Source organism: Salinimicrobium flavum, from assembly GCF_042684505.1.
Classification (GTDB): domain Bacteria; phylum Bacteroidota; class Bacteroidia; order Flavobacteriales; family Flavobacteriaceae; genus Salinimicrobium; species Salinimicrobium flavum.
The window spans coordinates 100257-123816 of the sequence record NZ_JBHULT010000012.1 but is presented as its reverse complement, the minus strand read 5'-3'; the positions used below and the strand labels follow the sequence as shown (position 1 = coordinate 123816).

The following is a 23560-nucleotide window of genomic DNA, read 5'->3' as shown; positions in this document are numbered from 1 at the left end:
AAATCTATCTTTACGGGCAAATTCAGGTTATGAAACGATTATTATTTTTACTTTTTATAGGTTTAACTGCATGTAATTCAACCGAAAAAAAGCAGGACAGACTTCCTTATAAGAGTGTTGATGTGGAGATCCTTCTGGAAGATTCCCTTAACATAAGGGCCATCGAAATTATGGGGCAGGATCTTGCCTTTGCAGGGGCCAATGGCGTTTACGGTATCTATAATTCCGCAGAGAACGGGGTGAGGCTAAACCGGCAACAGCATGATTCAATATATCCTGAATTCAGAGCTGTGGCAAGTACTGCAAATGATTTTTTCATGCTGAGTGTCGCAAACCCCGCTTTGCTTTATAAGACCGGTGAAGACGGACAAATGGAACTGGTCTATTCTGAAACACATGAGAATTTTCTACGACTCTATGACCTTCTGGAATGATGAGGAAGGTATCGCAATGGGCGATCCTGTGGAGAATTGTCTTTCTGTGATCATTACCCGAGACGGTGGGAATACCTGGAATAAGCTTTCCTGTGACCAACTACCTGAAGTAACAGAAGGTGAGGCGGCTTTCGCTGCCAGTAACTCCAACATAGCCGTAAAAGGGGACAAGGCCTGGATCATTTCGGGCGGGATAAGATCTCGGGTATTCTTTAGTCCCGATAAAGGGAAAACCTGGGAAGTCTTTGATACCCCTATCGTACAAGGGGAAAGTACAACGGGTGCTTACTCGGTAGATTTTTACGACGGGCAAAACGGTTTCATGATAGGCGGGGATTACACCAGACCTGAAGGGAACGAGGCCAATAAAGCAGTGACTTCAGATGGTGGAAAGACCTGGAAACTTGTTGGTGAGGGGAAAGATCCTGGTTATAAGAGCAGTGTGAGATATGTGCCTGGAAGTGATGCCAAAGAATTGGTAGCAATTGGATTTACCGGAATATCATATTCGTCTGATGAAGGTAATACCTGGAAGAATCTTTCCGAAGAAGGTTTTTACACGATAAGATTTCTAAATGATTCCACAGCCTATGCTGCGGGAAAGAACAGACTGGCGAAACTGAAATTTAGATAAAAAAAGTGATCCGAAGTATTATTGAACTCCGGACCACTCAACTAACCAACCAAAATTAAAATTATTTATTTGTTGTTTTCTGCTGCCCTTCGGGCGCGGTATTCCCGCATCATCTTTTCGTTGAACTCATCTTCCACCTTTTTAAGCTGCATTATCTTTTTAGCAGAAAAGATCTTCCGAAGATCATTGAAATATTGTTTTTTCAAAAGGAAATCTTCACGTTCAATTTCCACATATTCGTTTAATTTGCTGTTAGCTGCCTCTTCGGTCATGCATTCCAGGTCTTTTATTTCCTTACGCTCCCTTTTATAAAGCTCTCTGCGTTTCTCGGTAAAATCATTATAGATGGGCCAAAATTGCTGAGCTTCCCTGGGGGTGAGGTTTAATCCCTCAGTGATATAAGCAGTCTTGAGAGCTCTGATTCGCTCCCGGTGTTCATCGTTCTCCTGTGCAGTCATGATAAGAGGGAAGCACATTAAAAAGGAGAATAAAAGAATTTTTTTCATTTTAATTGTCATTAAGTAGGAGAGATGGGTCTTCAACATTGTCGTTTAAATATTCGTATAGGGCTTCTCTGTCAAGATTAGGGTCATTAGAGGTGGCAAAACTGAATACTTTTTCATTTATCATAGGAATTTCCTCGGGATCTGCCATGTCCAGGGTTTCTAAAAGGTAATTTTCAACGGCTACCATATCAAGATCCCCAAAACTTACATTTTCTGAGGTCGTTAAAATGGTGGAGATAAAAATAATTGCCAGCACAGCTGCTATTCCTGCAACATAAGTCAGGGTTTTTGATCTAAACAGGGAGATAACTTTGGAGGTCCTTTTTACCGGGTCGATCCTGAGGAGCATTCGCTCTTCAAATTCCTGAAAGTAAGAAGAAGGAACCTTAAAAGGATTGGATCCTTGTTTTAGATTGAACTCACTTTCAGAAGAGTTAACCTTATGCATCATCCTGGCCTCAAAATCCTCAAAATAATCTTTTGGGATCCTGAATCCTGAAGTGTTTTTGTATGGTAACTCTTTCTTGTTCATTTGGTTATTTGACTCTTCTTTCTATTAAAGGTTTAACTTCCCTTCAAATATTCCTCTATTTTTTTGGTCGCAATGTGATAGGACGCCTTTAAGGCCCCTTCTGAGGTGCCTAATATTTCAGAAATTTCCCGATACTTAAGTTCCTGAAAGTATTTCATATTGAACACCTGCTGCTGTTTTTCGGGCAGCTTTGCAATGGCTTTTTGTAACTTAAGCTGAATATGGTCTCCTTCAAAATAAACATCAGTCTCCAGATTCCCGATGATCTGTTGCTGAAGCTCTTCTGAGGTGATCTGTAAGTTCTTTGCGCGTTTATTTAAAAAGGTGATCGATTCATTGGTAGCGATACGGTACATCCAGGAAAATAACTGGCTTTCCCCTTTGAACTTCTCAATATTCCTGAAGATTTTGATGAAGGTGTTCTGGAGCACATCATCTGCATCTTCATGGTTCTTCACGATGTTCCTTATTTGCCAGTATAACCGTTCCTGGTATTGAACCAGTAGTTCCCTAAAAGCCCGGTTACGTGTTTCAGGATCCTTTAGTTCACTTAAAAGCTGTTCTTCAGAAAGGTTCAAAGGGATTGGTTTTCATTTGCCGGAGGTAAAGATAAGAGGAAATTCAGAATTAACGACGGTGTCGAATAAAGCTTAAACCATCGATGAAATACACAATTGCAGGATAAAATACACAAAAAATTTTTTTGTGTTATTTTTTGTAGTATATTCACTTTGTAAAGAAGATATCTTTTTTGCTCCAAATGTTGGAAATCCTTTTCGTTTGTCCCAGAACGAGGATGGATAGGAAAAATGGATGGACCTACTTCATCCATTTTTTTCTTTTTTACCTTTTTCTGATCTGCTAATTAAGGTTTTGTTTGTAGTCCGTTAGTCAAAAGACTGCATCTCTACCAGTTTGTGGTAAACAGATCTTTTGGCCAGCAATTCCTCGTGTTTACCCTGTTCCACTATCTCACCTTTTTGCATCACCACAATATTGTCGGCGTTTTGTATGGTAGACAACCGGTGGGCAATAACAATTGAAGTTCGTTTTCTCATCATGTTCTCCAGGGCCTTTTGTACCAGCCTCTCACTTTCGGTGTCAAGAGCTGAGGTTGCTTCATCCAGGATCATGATGGGTGGGTTCTTAAGGACAGCCCTGGCGATGGAAAGGCGCTGCTTTTGTCCGCCGCTGAGTTTTCCACCACTGTCTCCAATATTAGTTTCGAGACCTTGTGGCAGGTCTTTGACGAATTCCCAGGCATTGGCGATCTTAAGGGCCTCAATGATCTCTTCATCTGAAGCGTTGTCTTTTCCAAGTCCCACATTATTTCTAACTGTATCATTAAAAAGAATGGAATCCTGGGTTACCAGTCCCATTAAACTGCGCAGGGACTTTTTACTGATCTTCCTGATGTCAATCCCGTCGATCTTTATTGATCCTTCATTGACATCATAGAAGCGGGTGACCAGGTTGGCAATGGTAGATTTTCCACTTCCCGACTGGCCCACCAGGGCTACAGTGGTTCCTTTAGGGACCTTTATACTGAAGTTTTTAAGGACATGTTCTTCTTCATACCTAAAAGAGATATTCTCTATCTCCACTGACCCTTCGAAAGATTCTTTCACCACAGCATCGGGAGCATCGATAATATTTGTCTCAGTTTCGAGTACCTCGAAGATCCTTTCTGCCGCTGCATCCCCCTTTTTGACACTGTAGGTAGCTTTGCTTATTTGCTTAGCGGGCGTTAGGATGTTATACGCCAGCCCCATGAAGGCAATAAAGGTAGCGCCGTCCAATGTTCCATCCACCAAAACCATGTTCCCACCATACCATAAAATGATCACGATCACAAAGATCCCCAGAAATTCGCTGGTAGGGGAGGCCAGGTTCTGCCGGTTTATAAGGCTGTCAAGGATCTTCTTAAGTCGGTGTGTGGAATTTCTGAATTTATTGCGGAATTTATCTTCGGCGTTAAACCCTTTCACGATTTTTAGACTGGAGAGGGTTTCCTCCACCAGCGAAAGAAAATGACCATTCTCCTCCTGGGCCAGGTTTGACTGACTTTTCAATTTCTTTCCAATGAGGGAAATGATAAATCCTGAAATGGGAAGAAAAACAAACACGAATAAGGTGAGGGTAGGGCTCATCAATAACATTGCAGTGATGGTAAAGATAATCGTTAGCGGTTCCCTCACGATCAATTCGAGGATCGAAAGAAAGGAGGTTTGTACCTCGTTCACATCGGCCGTGATGCGGGAAATAGTATCTCCTTTTCGTTTTTCAGAAAAATACGAAACAGGCAACACCAGGATCTTGTCATAAATGGCATCTCGTACATCTCTCAGAACCCCGTTCCGCAGAAAGGTGATAAAAAAAGCAGCCAGGTAACCAAAAAGATTTTTTAAGAAGAACAGGACCACCACCACCCCGCAAACAAATAGCAGGGCCGTCACCTCATCTTCATTGACCCTTTGAGTGACCTGATAATTAAAGCTGTCTACCGCATAGTCTTTAATGCTTCCCATTCCTTCCCATCGTGGTGCAACGGCCACTCTCTTAGTCTTATCAAACAGGATCTGTATCACCGGTATGAGTGCCAGGAAAGAAAGGGTGCTAAAAAGGGCGTAAAAAACATTGCAAATGATGTTAAGTACAGCAAACCTTTTATAAGGGATCGCAAAACGAAGGATCTTCTTAAAATAATTCATTCAGATGTGGCTTACGCCAGTTTAAGCTCAGATCTTATCAAGGTGATCTTCTCTGAAAGTTCTTTTTCAACCTGCAGGTAATTTTCCACCTTGTCTAAAGGAGCATTCACACTAATATAGAATTTGATCTTGGGCTCGGTTCCACTTGGGCGGGCCGCAACCTTAGTGCCATTTTCAGTATAATAAATGAGTACGTTAGACCGAGGAACTTCCAGAGCCTTCATTTTTGTTTCAGTAAGTCCATATTCAAAGGCTTTTGAACTTTCATAATCTTCCACGAGAACCACTTTTTCCCCTGCGATCTCAGATAAAGGATTTTCTCTAAGGTCTATCATGATCTGTTTGATCTGTTCTGCCCCGTCAATTCCTTTCTTTACTAAGGAGATCAACTCCTCCTTGTAAAATCCATGGGTTTGGTATAGCTCCAGAAGTTTCTGGTATAAGGAACTGCCGTTGGCTTTCATTTGTGCAGCGATCTCACAAACCAGTAAAGTGGCGGTGACAGCATCTTTATCCCTTACAAAATCCCCCACCATGTAGCCAAAGCTTTCTTCTCCGCCTCCAATGAATTGAAGATTTGGATGATCTTTGATCATTTTGGCGATCCATTTGAAACCGGTAAGACCTTCTTTATATTCCACGCCATAACTTTCTGTCATAACTCTCAACATGGGAGTGGATACAATGGTAGAACCCACAAATTCTTTTCCTTTGATCTTTCCTTGTTCTTCCCATTGTTCCAACAGGAACCAGGTCATGATCAACATGGTCTGGTTTCCGTTTAGAAGGACCATATTACCTGTAAGATCCCTAATTGCAACTCCTAAGCGGTCGCCGTCAGGGTCTGTTCCTATTACAATGTCTGCTTTTTCTGTTTCTGCCAGTTCAAGGGCCATTTGTAAAGCTTCAGGCTCTTCGGGGTTGGGGGAGTCCACTGTCGGGAAATCGCCGTTAGGTTCTCTTTGCTCCTCAACGATCTTTAGATTTGAGTAACCTGCCTGTTCCAGCACACGGGGAATCAAGGTAATGGAAGTTCCGTGGAGCGAGGTGAAAACTATTCCAAGATCTTCTTTAGCCGAAGCCGGAGTGTTAAAACTTCCGTTCTCTATTGATGCTTTTGTAAAGACCTCATCCACTTCGGAACCAATAAGTTCAATAAGTTCTTTTTTAGGTTCAAATTTAATTTCATCATATCCAAGGGCGGTGATAGTTTCTATGATCTCAGTATCCTGTGGAGGTACCAGTTGACCTCCGTCCTGCCAATAGACTTTATACCCGTTATATTCGGGAGGGTTGTGACTTGCAGTTAATACAATTCCGCAGTGACAATCAAGATGTTTTACTGAAAAAGACAATTCAGGGGTTGGTCTAAGGTCTGAGAAAAGGAAAACTTTAATACCATTGGCAGAAAACACATCTGCCACTACCTGGGCCAGTTCTTTACTATTGTGACGACAATCATAGGCTATAACCACCCTGAGATCTTCTTCAGGAAATTGCTTTTTGAGGTAATCTGAAATTCCCTGGGTATTCTTACCAAGGGTGTATTTGTTGATCCTGTTGGTGCCCACTCCCATGATGCCACGCATCCCGCCGGTACCAAACTCCAGGTCTTTGTAGAAACTTTCTTTTAACTCATCGGGATTATTCTGAAGTAAATCCTGCACTTCCTTTCGGGTTTGTTCATCAAAGACTGGTTGCAGCCAGGATTCTGCTTTAGCTTTTATATCGGTATAACTCATGGCGGTTAAATTTTTGTCAGCCACAAAAATAAGGATTTAAGTGGGAAAGGAAATTAAATCTGGCCGGTTGTTTCGCTGATGCGGTAGCGTTCTTTTTCGCGGCTGCTCCTTAAAATAAGTTCCCCGAGGAAACCTGCCAGGAAGAGCAGGGACCCAAGGACCATGGTAGTGAGCGAAATGTAGAACCACGGATTATCTGTTACCAGGATGTTGGGCAAGCCGTGGTAGAGTTTGTAAAGTTTTGAAGCACCTATCCAGACAGCAGATAAAAACCCGAAAAAGAACATGAGGATACCCAGGGCTCCAAAGAGGTGCATGGGCCTTTTTCCGAATTTAGAGAGGAACCAGATTGTAATGAGGTCGAGAAAGCCGTTGATAAAGCGTTCTGCCCCAAATTTTGTACGGCCATATTTACGCGCCTGGTGTTTCACCACCTTCTCATTGATTTTGGAATAACCGGCATTTTTGGCCAGAACCGGGATATATCTGTGCATTTCCCCGTAAACATCAATGTTCTTGACCACTGTTTTTCGGTACGCTTTGAGTCCGCAGTTGAAATCATGAAGCTTTAGTCCGGAGGTTTTCCGTGCCACCGCATTGAACAGTTTTGAGGGAAGGTTCTTGGAAATGAGAGAATCGTACCTCTTTTTTTTCCAACCCGAAATAAGGTCGTAATTATCTTTAATGATCAGGGAATAGAGTTCCGGGATCTCTTCAGGGTTATCCTGCAGGTCGGCATCCATTGTGATGACCACATCGCCTTCAGCCTTATCAAAGCCCACGTGCAAGGCCTGGGATTTTCCGTAGTTTCGGTTGAATTTCACCCCTTTGACTGCGGGGTCTTCTGCATAAAGTTGTTTGATGATCTTCCAAGAATTGTCTGTACTGCCGTCATCTATAAAAATGATCTCATAAGAAAAAGAATTGGACCGCATCACAGATACGATCCAATTATATAGTTCTGTAAGAGATTCTTCTTCGTTTAAAAGAGGGATGACGATAGATATCTGCATTAATTAAATTTTGTTGGGATCTTTTTCCCTGAAAATAAGGGCTATGATCAATCCTACTACCAGGTAGAAACCAAGGCTGAAAACAAATCGTTTCAATTGGTTCATCACAGAGAATTGATTATTGGTTTGCATCTCGGCAAGGGCTTCATTTATACTGGCCTCAGGTGCGCCAAATTTTTCCATCATTGCTCTTGAGGTTTCCATAGTAAGTTCTGTAACCGTGGTAGCCGCCTCAGTATCGATCACCGAAAATAGCAGGATACTAAACAGGGTAGCGATCAAGGTTCCAATCAGTACGATTAAAAAATACGCGGTAAAGGCATTTTTGAAAGAAAAGTGGCTGCCGGCATGAACAGTTTTGGCTTTTTTAACCCCAATCACAGCTATGGTGATGAGTAAAGCAAAACTAATGATCCCATACCACCATTTGGTGAACAGGGAAAGATCAAAGGCATAGGCCAGAGCGGTCATCAGGATCAAAAACACACCCAGGTAAATACCATAGGTGATTCCGGTAGATTTTGTAGATTTTTCCATTATTGAATAACATTGGTTAGTTAACCAATGAGTAAACAAATATAACAAAACGTTACAGAGAAAAATAAAAGATTAAATTGCGGGAAAAATATGGTTCTATAGTTGGTGTTTTGTAAAAATTATTTAAATTTGCACCTCGAAAAAATTACAAGATTTTAAAGAATAAAGAGATGAAGCAGGGAATCCATCCGGAAAATTATAGATTGGTAGCGTTTAAAGACATGTCAAATGACGAGGTTTTTTTAACGAAATCTACCGCGAACACAAAAGAAACTATTGAGGTTGATGGGAAGGAATATCCTTTAGTGAAGATGGAGATCTCCAGAACTTCTCACCCATTCTACACCGGGAAAGCCAAATTACTGGATACTGCCGGTCGTATCGATAAGTTCAAGAACAAATACGCGAAATTCAAAAAGTAATTTCCTGTATTAAGATATTATAAAGCCTCCTGACGGAGGCTTTTTTTGTTGAACGATTTCAAAGAGCTCTTATAAAGGTTTTTACCTTCTTTCCTAATCTAAAGTTTACTTTTACCTTTACATTAAAAGATCAAGACATGAATTATATTCTCTTTGATGGGGCAGTTAGAACTCAATTGCTTCCGTTCACCTTCACCCGGCCGGTTGCCGATATCAGGATAGGTATTCTCACCATTAGAGAAAAGTGGGAGAAATTCCTTAGTACTACCACCTCTACTATTACAGAAGATCACCTCTCTAATAAGTGGCCCATGGTTGAGATGGATGAGAACGTGATGATCAACGCTTCTTTTCTTCCCACACCCGAACTTGTGGAACAAGTCCACAACCTGCAGCCGGGAGAGGCTATTTTTCATGAGGAGGATGTAGTAGCATTTTTCGCCCTGGAGGACCAGGACGTTGAATTTGATAAATGCACCACCATTGAAATGGAGGGAAGATCCCTGAGGGTTGAGCATACCTGGGATATCTTCAAAAATAACGGCGAGGCCATTGCGTTAGATTTTGAGCTTTTAACTCAGGACCGTAAAAGTCAACCTATTTCCAATACTAATCAGGTGATCGTCCCTGAGAATGTTTTTCTGGAAGAGGGCGCGAAGGTGGAATGTGCCATTTTAAACGCTTCAGAAGGTCCAATCTATATTGGTGCAGAGGCTGAGGTTATGGAAGGTAGCATCGTTAGAGGGCCTTTTGCACTGTGTGACCACGCTACCCTGAAACTGGGCTCCAAGATTTATGGGCCTACAACTGTGGGGCCACATAGTAAGGTTGGGGGAGAGGTCAATAATTCTGTGATTTTTGGGTACTCCAATAAGGGTCATGACGGTTTCCTGGGTAATTCTGTTCTGGGCGAGTGGTGTAACCTGGGAGCCGATACCAATACTTCGAATTTAAAAAATAATTATGCAGAGGTGAGGTTATGGGATTATGCTTCGGAAAGATTCGCACCTACAGGATTGCAGTTTTGCGGATTGATGATGGGCGATCACAGTAAATGCGGAATTAATACCATGTTCAACACCGGAACAGTGGTGGGAGTGAGCGCCAACATTTTTGGAGCCGGATTTCCGCGGAATTTCATCCCGAGCTTCAGCTGGGGCGGAAGTGGAGGTACTGTAACTTACAAGACTGCCAAAGCTTTCGAAGTTGCCGAAAAAGTAATGGCACGAAGGGACATTGAATTTTCCGAAGAAGACAAAGCCATTCTTGAACATGTTTTTGAAGAGACGAAACAGTGGCGAAGAGAATAATTTAATGTTCAGAGTTTCACTTCTAACTTCGGATCATATTGGAATTTGGTGCTTGAATTTTTGATATTGCGAGTTGAGGCAGTAAGCAGTGATGGTTGATTGCTGATTAATAATTGTTCATTGACTGAAAGTTGGTATCTTTGCAACCTTCAAAAAGAGATTTTTGAAGCACATGAGTAAAGAATTGAAATTCTGCAGATTGGGTGCAGAAATTTCCGAAAGAGAAGTAATGGGAGAACCAAAAAAAGTAGCTTTTTATACCCTTGGGTGTAAGTTGAATTTTTCAGAGACCTCTACTATAGCAAGATCCTTTAAGGATGAGGGTTTTCAAAGGGTAGATTTCACCGAGGCAGCAGATATTTATGTGATCAATACCTGCTCTGTCACAGACAATGCAGATAAACGTTTTAAGACCATAGTCAAGCATGCCCAAAAGGCTAATGAGAATGCTTTTGTTATTGCTGTGGGCTGTTATGCACAGTTAAAACCTGAAGAACTGGCAGCTGTAGACGGGGTAGACCTTGTTTTGGGTGCTACTGAAAAATTCAAGATCACCAACTACCTGAACGATCTCACTAAAAATGATTTTGGGGCGATCCATTCCTGTGAAATAGAGGAAGCCGATTTTTATGTTGGATCCTACTCTTTTGGAGACAGAACCCGTGCCTTTCTAAAGGTACAGGATGGCTGTGATTACAAATGCACCTACTGTACCATCCCGTTGGCCCGGGGTATTTCGAGGAGTGACACTCTTGAGAATGTACTGGAAAATGCCAGGAAGATCAGCGAAAAAAATATTAAGGAGATCGTGCTTACCGGGGTTAATATTGGAGATTACGGAAAAGGGGAATTTGGGAATAAGACACATGAGCATACCTTTCTTGACCTGGTGAAAGCCCTTGATGAGGTAGAAGGAATTGAAAGACTCCGCATTTCCTCCATCGAACCTAATTTACTTAAGAACGAAACCATAGATTTTGTGGCCCAAAGCAAAGCTTTTGTTCCACACTTTCACATTCCCCTGCAAAGCGGTAGCAATGAGATCCTCAAAGCCATGCGTAGGCGTTATATGAGAGAGTTATATGTTGACAGGGTAACCCGTATAAAGGAAGCCATGCCCGACGCCTGTATTGGTGTGGATGTGATCGTTGGATTCCCCGGTGAAACTAATGAGCAATTCCTGGAAACCTATAATTTCCTGAATGAACTGGAAGTATCTTACCTTCATGTATTCACTTATTCTGAAAGGAGTGACACTCTTGCTGCAGAGATGGAGGAGGTAGTACCTTTAAAAGTGAGGAAAAAGCGTAGTAAGATGTTGCGTGGACTATCAGCTAAGAAAAGAAGAGCTTTCTATGAATCACAGTTAGGGAAATCAAAAACCGTTCTGTTCGAAGGCGAGAACAAGGAGGGTTATATTCATGGATTCACAGAGAATTATGTAAAAGTGAAGACCCCCTGGAACCCCGAATTGGTAAACACCCTTCACAATATCATTCTTGAAAAGATTGATGAGGATGGGCTTGTAAGGTTTAGCTATGAAAAAGAGCCTGCTGCGGTTTAGATATTAATACCAACTGGTAGCATATCCTTATATTTTCTGCGATGTTTCCTCATGAACCTGGCTACGGCCGGGCTGGTAGGCATTACCCGGGTTCCCTTTTCACGTAGGTATTCAAGCACCTCGGTGATGAATGGTTCCAGGTAACCTTTTTCTTTAAGTTCATCACTCATTACCAGTTTGGTAAGGAAGATCTTTCGGTCTTGCTGTGCGTATTCAATCTTTGCAAGTTCCCCATCCAGTTCACACTCAAACTGGCGTAAGAACTCATTGTCTATTATAGTCAATTCGGTATTCATGGTTTCCATGTATTTACTTTTTTATTATCAAAAAATCAGCCACGTTTAATTAAGGCATTTTTGAATGTTTCCGAAGCCAATATTGGCAGTCGGGATTTAGGGAAGAAAAAATTTGTCTTAAAATTTACAGGAGGCAAAGAATTTCCTTTAAATTTGAAGATAAAGTTAACCTTTTTGTGCGAATTTTCAGCCCGAAGCGCTGTAAAAAATGAAGAAATCCCCTGTTATTCATGTCTATTGCATGCCTGGCCTGGCAGCAAATCCTACCATCTTTGAAAAGATTAGGTTGCCCGAAGACCGATTCAAGATCCATTGGTTGGACTGGCTCCTGCCAAAGCCTAAAGAGGATCTTAAAGATTATGCCTACAGAATGTGCGAACGCGTAAAACATGAAGACCCTGTTTTGATAGGAGTTTCTTTCGGTGGAGTTATCGTGCAGGAAATGGCCGATTTCATAAAGACCAAAAGGGTAATTATTATTTCAAGTGTAAAAACGGAACAGGAATTGCCACGTAGAATGAGGTATGCGCGGTTTACCGGGCTTTTCAGAGTGTTACCTACCTCTTTGGTTGGCCACCTGGATGCTTTTGAGAGGATAGCCGTTGGGGACTTTGTAAAGAAGCGCCTGGAGCTTTATAAAAAGTACATGTCGATCACAGATACCCGTTACCTGGATTGGGCCATTGAAAAAATGGTGTGCTGGGACCAGCCCGAACCAATACCTGGAGTTATACATATACACGGCGATAGGGATGAGATATTTCCTTATAAATACATCAAGGGATGCATAACTGTTCCCGAAGGTACCCACATTATGATCCTTAATCGCTTTAAGTGGTTCAATGAAAATCTGGAAGAAATAATATTAACAGGGCAGTTGAAGAAAAAAAAGATAAATCTATAAATAATTAGGAATGGAATTGAAGAACATACTTATAGGAGGAAGTCTGATGGTGGCAGTTGGTTTAGGTATTAATGCCGTACAGGATGCTCCCAGCGATGAGAACCAGGAGAAGAAAATGATCAATGATTATAATGTCTATGCCCTCGCTATGCCGGAGGATCTTGAATTTGCAGGCGAATCTGTACCTGTGGAGATCCCTGATATCTATGAGCGCATGGACCGTGAATTGCTCGTTAACACCTACTGGCAATCCAACACCTTGCTTATGATCAAGCGGGCCAATAAATATTTTCCGGTTATTGAACCAATTCTTGCAGAATACGGTGTGCCCGATGATTTTAAATATCTGGCGGTGATAGAGAGCGGACTCACAAACGCGGTATCACCTGCAGGTGCCCGCGGTTTCTGGCAAATAATGGAAGCTACCGGGAAAGAATATGGCCTCGAGATTAATGACAATGTAGATGAACGCTACCATCTTGAAAAGTCAACCAGGGTAGCAGCAGATTACCTTAAAAAATCAAAAGAACGCTTCGGAAGCTGGACACTGGCAGCAGCGGCCTATAATGCAGGAAATTACGGAGTGGACCGGCAACGCGAAAGACAGGATGTTAAAGATTATTACGATTTGCTCCTGGGAGAGGAAACGGGAAGATATGTTTTCAGGATACTCGCCTTAAAGGAGATCCTGAACCATCCCCAGAAATATGGATTCAATTTCAGACCCAAAGATCTGTATCAGCCGGTTCCTAATTACAAGGTAAAGGTCGATACGGCAGTTACTGATTTCGCTCAGTTTGCTAAAAAATATAATATCAATTATAAGATACTGAAACTCCACAATCCGTGGTTGAGGGAAACTCATCTCAATAATAAGTCAGGAAAGGAATACCAAATAGAATTGCCTCAGGATGGTTATTATGCAGCTCCTGAGTAGGACGAGGTCAACAGGAACATGGGGTTACCTTCCATAAGATAGTTTATCTAATTCTTTTTAAAGAGGTTTATTGGAAGCCCTGAAAAGAAACCCTTCAGGTTTTGACACTGATTTTTGTGCTACACCGAAGTTTTTAAGGGGTAAGACTTTCCTTAGTATTATTCGAATAGCGACTGCTTTCATTTATGAGCAGTAGAGAGATCGCTTTGGAGAAGGAATCATAATTAAGATCGAACGAGCGTTCAAATTCTATTCCGTATGGGTGAGAGACACTTCGTCTTATGTCCGTGATCCGTTTCTCTTTATCGAGAAGAAAGGTGGTAGGGAAGCCGAGGGAATGTTTCATCATTTTAACCACATAAGAACTATTGTTCTGCATTTCATCAACGTAGAGGACTTTAATATTCTTATGATATTTTTTTGCGAGTTCTTTGGTCGTGGTCCGGTTGTCCCAAAAGAGAATTACGAAATCTACCTGATCGTTATATTTTGCAGCCAGTTTGTTTAGTGCAGGTATCTCTCCTTCAGTAGGTATAACCCATGATGCATATGTGATGAGGTAAACGGGTTTTTTGAACTCATCTAGCTGAACCACCTTCTTTTTAAGGTCTCTTACTTTGAAATTATCCAGTTTGCTGCCTTTTAAACAGTAATTTACCAGGGAATCAAACAGAAATTCAGCACGTTCCACATTGTGGGTTCGATAAGCTTTGTTTGCTTTTATTTTATACTTGGGAAGGTGAGTGGAAATTGCTTCAGAAAAGGAGACCTGATCGTGCTGACCAAAAACTGATACGGATATGAAAAAAATAAATAAGAGAATTAATCTCGACATTTTTGAGGGGGACCTATAACTTTTCACGAATGTAGGCGAAAGGTTTCTTCAGCTCAAATTTATTCGATTAACAACCTAGATACTAGATGAAATACCGCATCATTTTGTAGGACTGGTGATTTATAAAATAGATGTTTTCTAGATCTTCTTCATTTGCTGCTTCATCATCTTTATCTGCTCATCCAGCATTTTGTGCTTATCCAGTTTTTTGGCTTCCTGTAGAAGCATCTGGGCTTCTCTTTTTCTGCGTTTGGTCATGGCGATCCCGGCAAGATTTAGTTTCGCCATAGCCAGATCCTGGCTCATGGAGAGTCCTAATTTGATGGCGCGTTTGAAGTATTTTTCAGCCTGGGTCATGTTGGTCTGTGAAACCATAAGTCCGTGAAGGTACCAATAGTACCCCTGTTGTTTTTGGGTCAATGCTTTTTCGGGGTCCTTGATTTTATCAAGCCATTTTTTAGCACCTGGAAAATCCTGCTTTCTTAGCCTTAAAAAAGCCATCAGGATCATTTCATTCTTGTAATATAAAAATATGAAGATCCCGGCCAGAAGAACTAAGAAAATACCGTTACCTATGTTTCCTTCAACAAATTGCCAGATGGACACCAAAATAAGTATCCCGGCAATGATTAATTTGAAAATTTTATTGAACATTTTTTTATGTAGTTTTGAAGGCCGCAAAGGTAAGAAAAACAATTGGAAATTATTTTATATAAGGGTTTGCGGGAGTAAAAACTCTTTGTATATTTGCCCGCAGTTTTAAGGAGAGGTCTTATAACAATTTTTCAAAGCGATTTCAAAGAAGATTAAAGATAAATTATCATGAAAAGAACGTTTCAACCATCAAAGAGGAAAAGAAAAAACAAGCACGGTTTCAGAGAACGTATGGCGAGTGTTAACGGAAGAAAAGTACTTGCACGTAGAAGAGCCAAAGGAAGAAAGAAATTATCGGTTTCCTCTGAAAACAGGCATAAACACTAAATGATAATTCCCGAAAATATTAAAGGTGCTACTTTTTAAGGTAGCGCCTTTTTTTATACCCTATAGGTTCTTATTTTTACAAACACCACACAAATTTTTTTCTAATGCCAAAGAACGAAAACCTAAAGAAAATACTGATCATAGGTTCTGGTCCAATTATTATAGGCCAGGCCTGTGAATTTGATTATGCCGGGGCACAGGCCCTCAAATCGTTGCGAGAAGAAGGTATTGAAACGGTATTGATCAATTCAAATCCTGCCACTATCATGACCGATCCTTCAATGGCAGATCATGTGTATCTAAAACCTCTTACAACAAAATCAATTGTTGGAATCCTGAAGGACCATCCCGATATTGACGCGGTGCTACCCACCATGGGTGGACAAACTGCACTGAACCTTTGTATAGAAGCAGAGGAAAAAGGAATATGGCAGGACTTTAATGTTAAGTTGATTGGGGTCGATATAGACGCGATAAACATTACCGAAGACAGGGAAAAATTTAAGCAGTTGATGGTACGCTTAGGTGTAGGTGTGGCCCCAGCTCAAACAGTGACTTCTTTTCTTAAGGGTAAGGAAGTGGCCCAGGAATTTGGATTTCCGCTGGTAATTAGAGCTTCATTTACACTTGGTGGAAGCGGTGCCTCCTTTGTGCATAGTGAAGAAGATTTTGATGAACTGTTAACAGCAGGTCTCGAGGCTTCACCTATCCATGAAGTTTTGATCGATAAGGCATTGCTCGGGTGGAAAGAATATGAACTGGAACTACTGCGTGATAAAAACGATAATGTGGTGATCATTTGTTCTATTGAGAACATGGATCCCATGGGAATCCACACAGGAGACTCTATTACCGTTGCACCGGCAATGACCCTTAGTGATACCTGTTTCCAAAGGATGAGGGATCTGGCCATCAAAATGATGCGGAATATTGGAGACTTCGCGGGAGGCTGTAATGTACAGTTTGCGGTAAGCCCTGATGAAAAGGAAGAGATCATGGCCATTGAGATCAATCCCAGAACATCAAGATCTTCAGCCCTTGCATCAAAGGCTACCGGATACCCGATAGCAAAGATCGCTGCAAAACTGGCCATTGGATATCACCTGGATGAGCTTGAAAACCAGATCACCAAATCTACCTCTGCTCTTTTTGAGCCAACCCTGGATTATGTGATCGTGAAAATACCTCGGTGGAACTTTGATAAATTCGAAGGAAGTGACCGTACCCTTGGACTACAGATGAAGTCTGTAGGAGAAGTGATGGGAATTGGGCGTTCTTTCCAGGAAGCCTTGCATAAAGCTACGCAGTCGCTGGAGATAAAACGTAACGGACTTGGAGCTGACGGGAAAGGATATACCAATTACGACCAGATCATCGACAAACTTAAGAATCCAAGCTGGGATCGGGTCTTTGTAATATATGATGCTATTCAACTGGGAATTACCCTCAGCAGGATCCACGAGATCACAAAAATTGACATGTGGTTCCTCAAGCAATATGAGGAATTGTACGCACTTGAAGTCGAGATCTCTAAGTACAGGATAGACACTTTGCCAAAGGATCTGTTGCTGGAAGCGAAACAAAAAGGTTTTGCAGACAGGCAGATCGCTTACATGGTGGGCTGCCTTGAAAGCCAGGTGTATTCACGTAGAGAAGAGCTTGGGGTGAAAAGGATCTACAAACTGGTAGATACTTGTGCGGCAGAATTTAAAGCAGAGACACCTTATTATTATTCCACTTTTGAGGCTGAAATCCAGACAAAAGAAGGAAAGCGATATGTGGAAAACGACAGTAAGGTTACAGATAAGAAGAAAATTGTAGTATTGGGATCGGGTCCTAACCGAATAGGACAGGGGATAGAATTTGACTATTGTTGTGTCCACGGAGTTTTGGCAGCTAATGAATGTGGCTATGAAACCATCATGATCAACTGTAACCCCGAGACTGTCTCTACCGATTTTGACGTAGCCGATAAATTATATTTCGAACCGGTTTTCTGGGAGCATATCTATGACATCATTCGGCATGAAAAACCTGAAGGGGTGATAGTGCAGCTGGGAGGCCAAACCGCTCTAAAACTTGCCGAGAAACTGGATCGCTACGGAATAAAGATCATGGGGACCAGTTACCATTCCCTCGACCTTGCCGAAGACCGTGGATCCTTCTCCAAACTACTTCAAAAGAATGATATCCCTTATCCTGAATTTGGAGTGGCAGAAACGGCTGATGAAGCCCTGGCACTTGCAGATGAACTTGATTTTCCTATTCTCGTACGTCCTTCATACGTGCTGGGAGGTCAGGGAATGAAGATCGTGATCAATAAAAAAGATCTTGAAGAGACCGTGGTTGATCTTCTTCGGAAGATACCTAACAATAAATTGCTTCTGGACCACTATCTTGACGGTGCGATAGAAGCAGAAGCCGATGCCATTTGCGACGGGGAAACCGTACAGATCATTGGGATCATGGAACACATAGAGCCTTGTGGGATTCATTCGGGAGACTCAAATGCGACTTTACCTCCATTCAACCTTGGTGACCTGGTAATGCAGCAAATAGTTGATCACACCAAAAAGATCGCTCTTGCGCTGAACACCGTTGGATTAATAAACATTCAGTTTGCCATTAAAGATGACAAAGTGTTTATCATTGAAGCCAATCCACGTGCTTCACGTACAGTGCCTTTCATAGCAAAAGCTTACGGTCAACCTTACGTGAATTATGCTACCAAAGTGATGCTTGGTGAAAACAAGGTGACTGATTTTGAATACAGTACCAAACTTGATGGTTATGCCATTAAGCAACCGGTATTCTCTTTTAATAAATTCCCACATGTGAACAAACAGCTGGGACCTGAGATGAAAAGTACAGGAGAAAGTATCCTCTTCATTGACAGCCTGAAAGACGATGTCTTTTATGAGCTGTATTCGAGAAGAAAGATGTACCTGACTAAATAGTAATAAAATAAATTTTTGAAGAATGCCACCTGGTTCAAGGTGGCATTCTTATTTTTACACGAATCAAACCTTAAAAAGTATGAAAGAAGCAGTATTGATCATAGGCGGAATATACGGTGCCCTTGCGGTCATTTTTGGTGCTTTTGGTGCTCATGGCCTTAAGAAATTTTTGACACAGGAGCAGTTGAAAAGTTTTGAGACCGGTGTGAAATACCAAATGTATCACGCCTTATTACTTATTCTATCAGGAGTGATCTTCCCTTTTATAGGTTTCTCTCAAAATCTTATGGGATGGTTTCTCATCCTGGGGGTATTCTTCTTTTCCTTTAGTATTTATGGACTCGTACTTAGTTCGTCAAGAGATCGAAAAATGGCATTTCTGGGACCTGTAACACCCCTTGGCGGACTGTTGCTCGTGATGGGGTGGATACTCTTCACCATTAATGTAGCTTCTGTAGCTGAATTTTTACGGTTTTAAATATTATTTCTGCTAAAGGAATAATATTAGAAACCGGAGTCTACACCGCTCCCTCTCAAAATTTTTTTGCGACCTATTCTATTTATTATTAAAGCCGTAGAGTACTAAAATTTCTTGATATTCCTGCTGAAAGGATTTCTTTTGATGATGAGATTTTTGATTTTGTATGTAATCAGAAACTTTTTCGATCACCGATTCGGAAACGGAAAATGCGGCATAACCGGTCTGCCATGCAAACTTTTGGGATATAAAGTTGTTGTGGTTAATGAAATGAGAACTGCTTCCCTTAATCTGTTTAATTACTTCTGAAATGGATTTTTGAGAATTGAGCAGGAATAAACAATGAACATGGTCTGGCATGCCATTTATGATTCTTACGGAACATTCCATTTCGCATAGTTGCTCGCTAATCATATTATGAACTCTTTTCTCAATTGAAGGTTTAATTAAGGGTTGCCTTTCCTTAGTTGCCCAAATAGCGTGGATCCAAATCTTGTTAAATGAATGAGACATAGATAAATTTTTGATTACAATGAATAAACCGTTGAAACGGTTCAGATGATTCGGTGCTTATGGTAGCCCCGGGTTTAAACCCGGGGCTAAAGGGTTGTTGTTTAAATATAAATGGTTTTAACCATTTATCAAGTTTTTCACAAAAAAGAGGAAAAGAAAAGAGGAAACTATTGCTAGATTTTAAGGTTTTTAGCTGCTTCACTGGTATCGCGTAAGCGGTACCTTTCGGCAAAAACCGCGATCACCAATAACTGCAGAATGTGGTATAGCATGATTGGCAGCAGGAAGAGGGCATTGCTGGCGCTGTTTCCAAAAATGATCTTAACCATTACTGAACCGTGGACCAGGGATTTTTTGGTGCCCGCAAATTTGGCAGTGATTCGGTCTTCTGTGCTCAAATTCATAAGTTTGGAGACGTATCCAATTCCGAAGTATACCACAAAGAATAAAACAATAACCAGCACTGTAAGTTTCAGTAGTTCAGGGAGTGCCACAGAGGAAAAAAGTTTGGAAGAAAATGCCGCGCTGAAACTGGAGTAGACGATCAGGACGATCACCGACTTGTCAAAAAAGCTGATTCGGGTACTGTTTTTTCGAGCCATGCCTCCGAAGAATCGTTGAAGAAACAATCCAATTACCAATGGCAGGATAACCTGCAGGAAAAGCTTCTGAAAGACACTTAAAAATTCGAAATCCGCTGAGCCTTTCAAAAACAAGGACATCCAAAGAGGCGTTACTACCACACCTATCAGACCCGAGAGACTGGCGTTGAAAATGGCAGTTGGAATATTTCCTTTTGCGAGGGAGACCATCACAATAGAAGAACTCACTGTAGATGGCAAGGCTCCCAGAAAAAAAAGAGCCAGCCATAGGTCAGAATCTGTACCGCCTTCAAAGAATGGGATAAAGATCAAAACCAGCAGTGGAAAAAGAATAAATGTACTTAGCTGGATAAGGATATGTACCTTATAATTGTAAAACCCAAGTTTAAATTCAGCCGGGGACAATTTAAGGCCATAGAAGAAAAAGATAAGGCCTATACCAATATCAGTTATTGTTTTTAAAGGCAGAACCTCAGGCCCACGGGGCAGGAGGTAGGCGACAATTATCGCCAGGAGCAGGGTAATTATGAACCCGTTAAATTTCAATTATAGCTCTATTTGTACGTTGTAGCCTTCGACGATATGCAGGTGTTCTTCAGAAACAAAATCTGTTTCATGGAATTCTGTTCGGCGCTTTTTCTTGTTGTCATAACGTTTAATGCTTTTCGCAAACCTTCTTATGTCATCAGAAGATTTCAGGATCAGCCCCGGTACAGGTACAGAATTCCCCTCGCTGTCTTTAGCAACCATCGTAAAATAAGAGGAATTACAGTGTTTTACTTCTCCAGTCTGGATATTTTCAGCTTCTACCCTAATCCCGATTAGCATCGAACTGGAACCTACGAAATTCACAGAAGCTTTCATGGTCACCAGCTCGCCTATCTCAATAGGTTTCAGGAAATCTACGGTGTCCACACTCGCCGTAACACAATATACTTCAGAATGTTTTGAGGCGCAGGCAAAAGCGATCTGGTCCAATAATGACAAAACATAGCCCCCATGTATTTTTCCGTTGAAGTTGGAGTGGGAGGGGAGCATGAGTTCAGAAATGGTTACCCGCGATTCGTCAATAGACTTAAATTTTTTTCTCATTGGTTTTTAGTTATAGATTTTCATAAAGAAGATTCATGAAATCTTCAATTTTTGATGGCTCCAGCCATCGGGTCACCACCACGAGGTTTTCTTTGCGGTCAATAATTATGAAATTCCCTCCAAAACCTGCTGCGTAAAAAACATGTTCGGGTACCTTCTCCCAATTTGTAGCGTTAAGCCACCACATGTAGCCGTATCTGGGGTTTACTGTGGAAGGTTCCATGGCTTCAGAAATCAGATCCTCAGAAATAAGCTGTTTGCCGCTCCATTCCCCATTGTTAAGGAACAGAAGCCCGAACCGGGCCATATCTTTGGTATTGATAAACATGCCCCCGCCGGAATGACCTCCTCCGCTAACCGATTGCATTTTTAGACCATCTATGGTTACCCAGGAATTTTCATAACCATACCAGCGCCAGGTGGAGGATGCCCCAATGGGATCCATGATCTTTTCTTTTAAAACCTGTGGAAGCGGCTTTCTGAAAACATGCAGCAAGGAATAGGCAAGCACATTTACCCGTACATCATTGTACTTGTAAAAAGTGCCCGGGTCATTGAGTTTTCTGCCTCGCCATTGATCGATACTTTCATCTTTTGCCGGTCTGTCTGCCCAGTCATGACTACCCCAGAGTTCTCCACTCCAGTCTGAAGTCTGTTGGAGCAAATGTTTCCATGTGATCCTGCTGTTGTGGGGCCCTTCAAAAGTGTCGTCCCACACGTATTTCTTCGCCAGATCATTCACATCATCAATAAGATCTTGTTGCAACGCGATCAAAGCCGTGGTTGACAGAAAGCTTTTCGTCACACTAAAGGTCATGTCCACCCTTTCTGTATCTCCCCATTCCCCTATAATATACCCGTCTTTTATAATAAGACCGGCAGGTCCGCCACGACGTTTTACCGGTCCCAGCAGCTCGTGATAGGGTTCATTCATGAATCCCTTAAGGATCGCCTGTCGCAGATCTCTGGACTCGGAATATTCGTTATTTTCTGCGAACTCAATGACTTTTGTGAGGTTCACTCCGTATTCAGCCGCTTCTTTTTTCTGCCATTCTCCCGAAGTTGGAAAATAGCCATTTTGAGCAGTGCCGGTTAGGATCAAAAAGTTGAAAAGTAGAGCGGTAAAAAAGTATTTTTTCATAAGCGGTTAGTTCAAGAGATTTTGGGGTTCTTCTCCGTTTCCTGCCTCTGCCCTGGAGATCCATTTTTGAGAAAGTTTTTGTTTTGGGGAGATTCCCAGTGCTTCAAGTTTGTCGATATCCTTGATGAGGTTTTGTTGACCTGTTAACTTCTTCATCGCGGTTTCATAGGCGGTAGAAGTTGAACTTAATCTATTTCCAACCGTTTCCAGGTCATCAAGCAGGATCTTAAATTTGTGGTACAGTGACGAAGCGTGATTTGCGATCTCGATCGCATTTTGTTGCTGCTTTTCATTACTCCACAAAGTATCTATTGTCCGTAAGACCGAGAGAAGGGTAGTTGGGCTGACCAGTAATATGTTCTTTTGAAAAGCCGTATAAAAGAAAGAATTATCAAAATTTTGGGCAAGGTAGAGGGCAGGTTCTACGGGAATGAACATCAGGACAAAATCCGGAGACTCCATCTTGTACAGGTCTTCATATTTTTTTGAACTGAGTTCAAGGATGTGGTTGTTCAGTGACCGCAGGTGTTCTTTAAGGCATTTTGCCCGTGCCATCTCGTCCTCCTCATTCACATATTTTTCATAGGCCACCAGGGAAACCTTAGAATCGATCACCATTCGTTTGTCCCCGGGTAAGTGCAGTACTACATCTGGCAGTAATTTGCCACCCTCTTCTGTTTGATGAGCTTTCTGAACAAAATACTCCCTGTCTTTCACCAGCCCTGATTTTTCCAGTACCCGTTCCAGGATAAGTTCTCCCCAATTTCCCTGTGTCTTGTTTTCGCCTTTTAGAGCCCGTGTAAGATTATTGGCCTCCTCACTAATTTTTATATTTTGCTCATTCAGGAACTGCAGCTGTTTTCCCAGCTGTGCATGTCGTTCAATAAAATCATTTGAATTCTTTTCGACCTTTTCTTCAAAGGTTTTGATCTTTTCCTGCAACGGACTCAAAATACTCTGAATATTCTCTTTATTGAGAGTGGTAAACTTTTCTGACTTCTGATCCAGGATCTTATTCGCGAGGTTCTCAAATTCTTTGGTGAATTTCTCCTGAAGTTTCTCTACTTCGCCTTTTTGCTCCTCCAGTTTTTCCTGCAAATTCTGTAATTCAGAATTTCTTTGGGTAAGCTGGTTCCTGAAAATTTCCTTTTCCTCCCTTATCATTTCCCGCTCCTTACAGGCATCCAAAAATTGCTTTTCGATAGCTTCTTTGGTTTCCTTGCTTTGCTCCTTCAGCTGGATCACCTGTTGCTGGATCTGCTCCTTATAATTCTCAAACTGAAGGTTTACCTGATTATTCCTTTCTCTAAGGGTATTTTGCACCCCCTTATTCCTGAAATTACTAATGAGAAAACCAATTAGACCTCCAAAGAGCAGGATGAGGAAGGAAATTCCAATGAGAGAGAGTTCATTCATAAA

General features: G+C 41.6%; 25 protein-coding genes. 10 read left to right on the top strand and 15 right to left on the bottom strand.

The features are described 5' to 3' along the window. Nucleotides 1-29 precede the first annotated feature (29 nt). Nucleotides 30-434 carry a hypothetical protein gene (locus ACFSTG_RS14290; protein WP_380754564.1) on the top strand — a complete coding sequence of 135 codons (405 nt, stop codon included), beginning with the start codon at nt 30-32 and terminating at the stop codon, nt 432-434. After that, nucleotides 397-1068, top strand: coding sequence for a sialidase family protein (locus ACFSTG_RS14285; protein ID WP_380754562.1), 672 nt, complete (start codon nt 397-399; stop codon nt 1066-1068). The genes ACFSTG_RS14290 and ACFSTG_RS14285 overlap by 38 nt, the downstream gene beginning before the upstream one ends. 65 nt (nt 1069-1133) lie before the next feature. Here ACFSTG_RS14285 and ACFSTG_RS14280 read toward each other — a convergent pair whose 3' ends face one another. From ACFSTG_RS14280 to ACFSTG_RS14250, 7 genes are all read right to left on the bottom strand, one after another. After that, nucleotides 1134-1574 carry a hypothetical protein gene (locus ACFSTG_RS14280; protein ID WP_380754559.1) on the bottom strand — a complete coding sequence of 147 codons (441 nt, stop codon included), beginning with the start codon at nt 1572-1574 and terminating at the stop codon, nt 1134-1136. 1 nt (nt 1575) lies between these two features. Beyond that, nucleotides 1576-2106: a hypothetical protein gene (locus ACFSTG_RS14275; RefSeq protein WP_380754557.1), complete on the bottom strand. Its 531-nt coding sequence runs from the start codon at nt 2104-2106 to the stop codon at nt 1576-1578. 32 nt (nt 2107-2138) lie between these two features. Further along, complete coding sequence (locus ACFSTG_RS14270; RefSeq protein WP_380754554.1) at nt 2139-2684, bottom strand: RNA polymerase sigma factor; 546 nt, start codon at nt 2682-2684, stop codon at nt 2139-2141. A gap of 309 nt (nt 2685-2993) precedes the next feature. Further along, nucleotides 2994-4817 carry an ABC transporter ATP-binding protein gene (locus ACFSTG_RS14265; protein ID WP_380754552.1) on the bottom strand — a complete coding sequence of 608 codons (1824 nt, stop codon included), beginning with the start codon at nt 4815-4817 and terminating at the stop codon, nt 2994-2996. A gap of 11 nt (nt 4818-4828) precedes the next feature. Then, nucleotides 4829-6559 (bottom strand): phospho-sugar mutase, encoded by a 1731-nt coding sequence (locus tag ACFSTG_RS14260; protein ID WP_380754527.1) that lies wholly within the window; start codon nt 6557-6559, stop codon nt 4829-4831. A 53-nt stretch (nt 6560-6612) separates the two neighbouring features. Then, nucleotides 6613-7572, bottom strand: coding sequence for a glycosyltransferase family 2 protein (locus ACFSTG_RS14255; protein WP_380754520.1), 960 nt, complete (start codon nt 7570-7572; stop codon nt 6613-6615). A gap of 3 nt (nt 7573-7575) precedes the next feature. After that, complete coding sequence (locus ACFSTG_RS14250; protein ID WP_380754515.1) at nt 7576-8109, bottom strand: DUF4199 domain-containing protein; 534 nt, start codon at nt 8107-8109, stop codon at nt 7576-7578. Between the two features lie 170 nt (nt 8110-8279). Between ACFSTG_RS14250 and ACFSTG_RS14245 the strand changes: the two genes are divergently transcribed. From ACFSTG_RS14245 to mtaB, 3 genes are all read left to right on the top strand, one after another. Beyond that, the gene (locus ACFSTG_RS14245) at nt 8280-8531 is read left to right on the top strand and encodes a type B 50S ribosomal protein L31 (protein ID WP_380754511.1); all 252 of its coding nucleotides are present in this window, start codon (nt 8280-8282) and stop codon (nt 8529-8531) included. A 137-nt stretch (nt 8532-8668) separates the two neighbouring features. After that, on the top strand, nt 8669-9841 hold the full coding sequence (locus ACFSTG_RS14240; RefSeq protein WP_380754507.1) for a GlmU family protein: 1173 nt from the start codon (nt 8669-8671) through the stop codon (nt 9839-9841). A 229-nt stretch (nt 9842-10070) separates the two neighbouring features. Further along, a complete protein-coding gene (gene mtaB / locus ACFSTG_RS14235) occupies nt 10071-11405 on the top strand; it encodes a tRNA (N(6)-L-threonylcarbamoyladenosine(37)-C(2))-methylthiotransferase MtaB (RefSeq protein ID WP_380754750.1) in 1335 nt (444 codons plus the stop codon). On the opposite strand, the gene ACFSTG_RS14230 is transcribed toward mtaB, so the two are convergent. After that, nucleotides 11402-11701: a GNAT family N-acetyltransferase gene (locus tag ACFSTG_RS14230; protein ID WP_380754746.1), complete on the bottom strand. Its 300-nt coding sequence runs from the start codon at nt 11699-11701 to the stop codon at nt 11402-11404. The two genes, mtaB and ACFSTG_RS14230, sit on opposite strands and share 4 nt — an antisense overlap. 208 nt (nt 11702-11909) lie before the next feature. Here ACFSTG_RS14230 and ACFSTG_RS14225 point away from each other — a divergent pair, with 208 nt between their 5' ends. Together ACFSTG_RS14225 and ACFSTG_RS14220 are read left to right on the top strand one after the other, a co-directional pair. Next, nucleotides 11910-12605 carry an alpha/beta fold hydrolase gene (locus tag ACFSTG_RS14225; protein ID WP_380754504.1) on the top strand — a complete coding sequence of 232 codons (696 nt, stop codon included), beginning with the start codon at nt 11910-11912 and terminating at the stop codon, nt 12603-12605. A 10-nt stretch (nt 12606-12615) separates the two neighbouring features. Further along, nucleotides 12616-13542, top strand: coding sequence for a lytic transglycosylase domain-containing protein (locus tag ACFSTG_RS14220; RefSeq protein ID WP_380754501.1), 927 nt, complete (start codon nt 12616-12618; stop codon nt 13540-13542). A 133-nt stretch (nt 13543-13675) separates the two neighbouring features. On the opposite strand, the gene ACFSTG_RS14215 is transcribed toward ACFSTG_RS14220, so the two are convergent. Both ACFSTG_RS14215 and ACFSTG_RS14210 read right to left on the bottom strand, forming a co-directional pair. Continuing rightward, the gene (locus tag ACFSTG_RS14215; RefSeq protein ID WP_380754498.1) at nt 13676-14377 is read right to left on the bottom strand and encodes a TlpA family protein disulfide reductase; all 702 of its coding nucleotides are present in this window, start codon (nt 14375-14377) and stop codon (nt 13676-13678) included. Between the two features lie 138 nt (nt 14378-14515). Further along, nucleotides 14516-15031, bottom strand: a complete 516-nt coding sequence (locus ACFSTG_RS14210) for a DUF2892 domain-containing protein (protein WP_380754495.1) — start codon at nt 15029-15031, stop codon at nt 14516-14518. A gap of 168 nt (nt 15032-15199) precedes the next feature. On the opposite strand from ACFSTG_RS14210, the gene rpmH reads away from it, so the two are divergent. The 3 genes from rpmH (at nt 15200) to ACFSTG_RS14195 (ending at nt 18793) form a co-directional block, all read left to right on the top strand. Beyond that, the gene (rpmH, locus tag ACFSTG_RS14205) at nt 15200-15358 is read left to right on the top strand and encodes a 50S ribosomal protein L34 (RefSeq protein WP_013071475.1); all 159 of its coding nucleotides are present in this window, start codon (nt 15200-15202) and stop codon (nt 15356-15358) included. A gap of 104 nt (nt 15359-15462) precedes the next feature. After that, on the top strand, nt 15463-18315 hold the full coding sequence (gene carB / locus ACFSTG_RS14200) for a carbamoyl-phosphate synthase large subunit (RefSeq protein WP_380754492.1): 2853 nt from the start codon (nt 15463-15465) through the stop codon (nt 18313-18315). Nucleotides 18316-18394: 79 nt separating this feature from the next. Further along, nucleotides 18395-18793 carry a DUF423 domain-containing protein gene (locus ACFSTG_RS14195; RefSeq protein WP_380754489.1) on the top strand — a complete coding sequence of 133 codons (399 nt, stop codon included), beginning with the start codon at nt 18395-18397 and terminating at the stop codon, nt 18791-18793. 78 nt (nt 18794-18871) lie between these two features. On the opposite strand, the gene tnpA is transcribed toward ACFSTG_RS14195, so the two are convergent. From tnpA to rmuC, 5 genes are all read right to left on the bottom strand, one after another. Beyond that, entirely contained in the window at nt 18872-19306 is a 435-nt protein-coding gene (tnpA, locus tag ACFSTG_RS14190) for an IS200/IS605 family transposase (RefSeq protein ID WP_380754486.1), read from the bottom strand. Between the two features lie 173 nt (nt 19307-19479). Further along, nucleotides 19480-20454, bottom strand: a complete 975-nt coding sequence (locus ACFSTG_RS14185) for a bile acid:sodium symporter family protein (protein WP_380754483.1) — start codon at nt 20452-20454, stop codon at nt 19480-19482. Next, entirely contained in the window at nt 20455-21000 is a 546-nt protein-coding gene (locus ACFSTG_RS14180; protein WP_380754481.1) for an acyl-CoA thioesterase, read from the bottom strand. Between the two features lie 10 nt (nt 21001-21010). Beyond that, entirely contained in the window at nt 21011-22141 is a 1131-nt protein-coding gene (locus ACFSTG_RS14175; protein ID WP_380754479.1) for a serine hydrolase domain-containing protein, read from the bottom strand. Between the two features lie 6 nt (nt 22142-22147). After that, nucleotides 22148-23557 (bottom strand): DNA recombination protein RmuC, encoded by a 1410-nt coding sequence (gene rmuC / locus ACFSTG_RS14170; protein ID WP_380754476.1) that lies wholly within the window; start codon nt 23555-23557, stop codon nt 22148-22150. Nucleotides 23558-23560: the final 3 nt, after the last annotated feature.

What these genes read in the sequence shown, in the direction of transcription:
- ACFSTG_RS14260 (WP_380754527.1), bottom strand. Translation starts at nt 6,559, where the DNA reads ATGAGTTATACCGATATAAAAGCTAAAGCAGAATCCTGGCTGCAACCA.
- ACFSTG_RS14285 (WP_380754562.1), top strand. Translation starts at nt 397, where the DNA reads ATGAGAATTTTCTACGACTCTATGACCTTCTGGAATGATGAGGAAGGT.
- tnpA (WP_380754486.1), bottom strand. Translation starts at nt 19,306, where the DNA reads ATGTCTCATTCATTTAACAAGATTTGGATCCACGCTATTTGGGCAACT.
- ACFSTG_RS14275 (WP_380754557.1), bottom strand. Translation starts at nt 2,106, where the DNA reads ATGAACAAGAAAGAGTTACCATACAAAAACACTTCAGGATTCAGGATC.
- rpmH (WP_013071475.1), top strand. Translation starts at nt 15,200, where the DNA reads ATGAAAAGAACGTTTCAACCATCAAAGAGGAAAAGAAAAAACAAGCAC.
- ACFSTG_RS14215 (WP_380754498.1), bottom strand. Translation starts at nt 14,377, where the DNA reads ATGTCGAGATTAATTCTCTTATTTATTTTTTTCATATCCGTATCAGTT.
- ACFSTG_RS14225 (WP_380754504.1), top strand. Translation starts at nt 11,910, where the DNA reads ATGAAGAAATCCCCTGTTATTCATGTCTATTGCATGCCTGGCCTGGCA.
- ACFSTG_RS14255 (WP_380754520.1), bottom strand. Translation starts at nt 7,572, where the DNA reads ATGCAGATATCTATCGTCATCCCTCTTTTAAACGAAGAAGAATCTCTT.
- ACFSTG_RS14210 (WP_380754495.1), bottom strand. Translation starts at nt 15,031, where the DNA reads ATGTTCAATAAAATTTTCAAATTAATCATTGCCGGGATACTTATTTTG.
- ACFSTG_RS14220 (WP_380754501.1), top strand. Translation starts at nt 12,616, where the DNA reads ATGGAATTGAAGAACATACTTATAGGAGGAAGTCTGATGGTGGCAGTT.
- ACFSTG_RS14250 (WP_380754515.1), bottom strand. Translation starts at nt 8,109, where the DNA reads ATGGAAAAATCTACAAAATCTACCGGAATCACCTATGGTATTTACCTG.
- ACFSTG_RS14245 (WP_380754511.1), top strand. Translation starts at nt 8,280, where the DNA reads ATGAAGCAGGGAATCCATCCGGAAAATTATAGATTGGTAGCGTTTAAA.
- ACFSTG_RS14230 (WP_380754746.1), bottom strand. Translation starts at nt 11,701, where the DNA reads ATGAATACCGAATTGACTATAATAGACAATGAGTTCTTACGCCAGTTT.
- rmuC (WP_380754476.1), bottom strand. Translation starts at nt 23,557, where the DNA reads ATGAATGAACTCTCTCTCATTGGAATTTCCTTCCTCATCCTGCTCTTT.
- carB (WP_380754492.1), top strand. Translation starts at nt 15,463, where the DNA reads ATGCCAAAGAACGAAAACCTAAAGAAAATACTGATCATAGGTTCTGGT.
- ACFSTG_RS14290 (WP_380754564.1), top strand. Translation starts at nt 30, where the DNA reads ATGAAACGATTATTATTTTTACTTTTTATAGGTTTAACTGCATGTAAT.
- ACFSTG_RS14265 (WP_380754552.1), bottom strand. Translation starts at nt 4,817, where the DNA reads ATGAATTATTTTAAGAAGATCCTTCGTTTTGCGATCCCTTATAAAAGG.
- ACFSTG_RS14280 (WP_380754559.1), bottom strand. Translation starts at nt 1,574, where the DNA reads ATGAAAAAAATTCTTTTATTCTCCTTTTTAATGTGCTTCCCTCTTATC.
- ACFSTG_RS14195 (WP_380754489.1), top strand. Translation starts at nt 18,395, where the DNA reads ATGAAAGAAGCAGTATTGATCATAGGCGGAATATACGGTGCCCTTGCG.
- ACFSTG_RS14180 (WP_380754481.1), bottom strand. Translation starts at nt 21,000, where the DNA reads ATGAGAAAAAAATTTAAGTCTATTGACGAATCGCGGGTAACCATTTCT.
- ACFSTG_RS14175 (WP_380754479.1), bottom strand. Translation starts at nt 22,141, where the DNA reads ATGAAAAAATACTTTTTTACCGCTCTACTTTTCAACTTTTTGATCCTA.
- mtaB (WP_380754750.1), top strand. Translation starts at nt 10,071, where the DNA reads ATGGGAGAACCAAAAAAAGTAGCTTTTTATACCCTTGGGTGTAAGTTG.
- ACFSTG_RS14240 (WP_380754507.1), top strand. Translation starts at nt 8,669, where the DNA reads ATGAATTATATTCTCTTTGATGGGGCAGTTAGAACTCAATTGCTTCCG.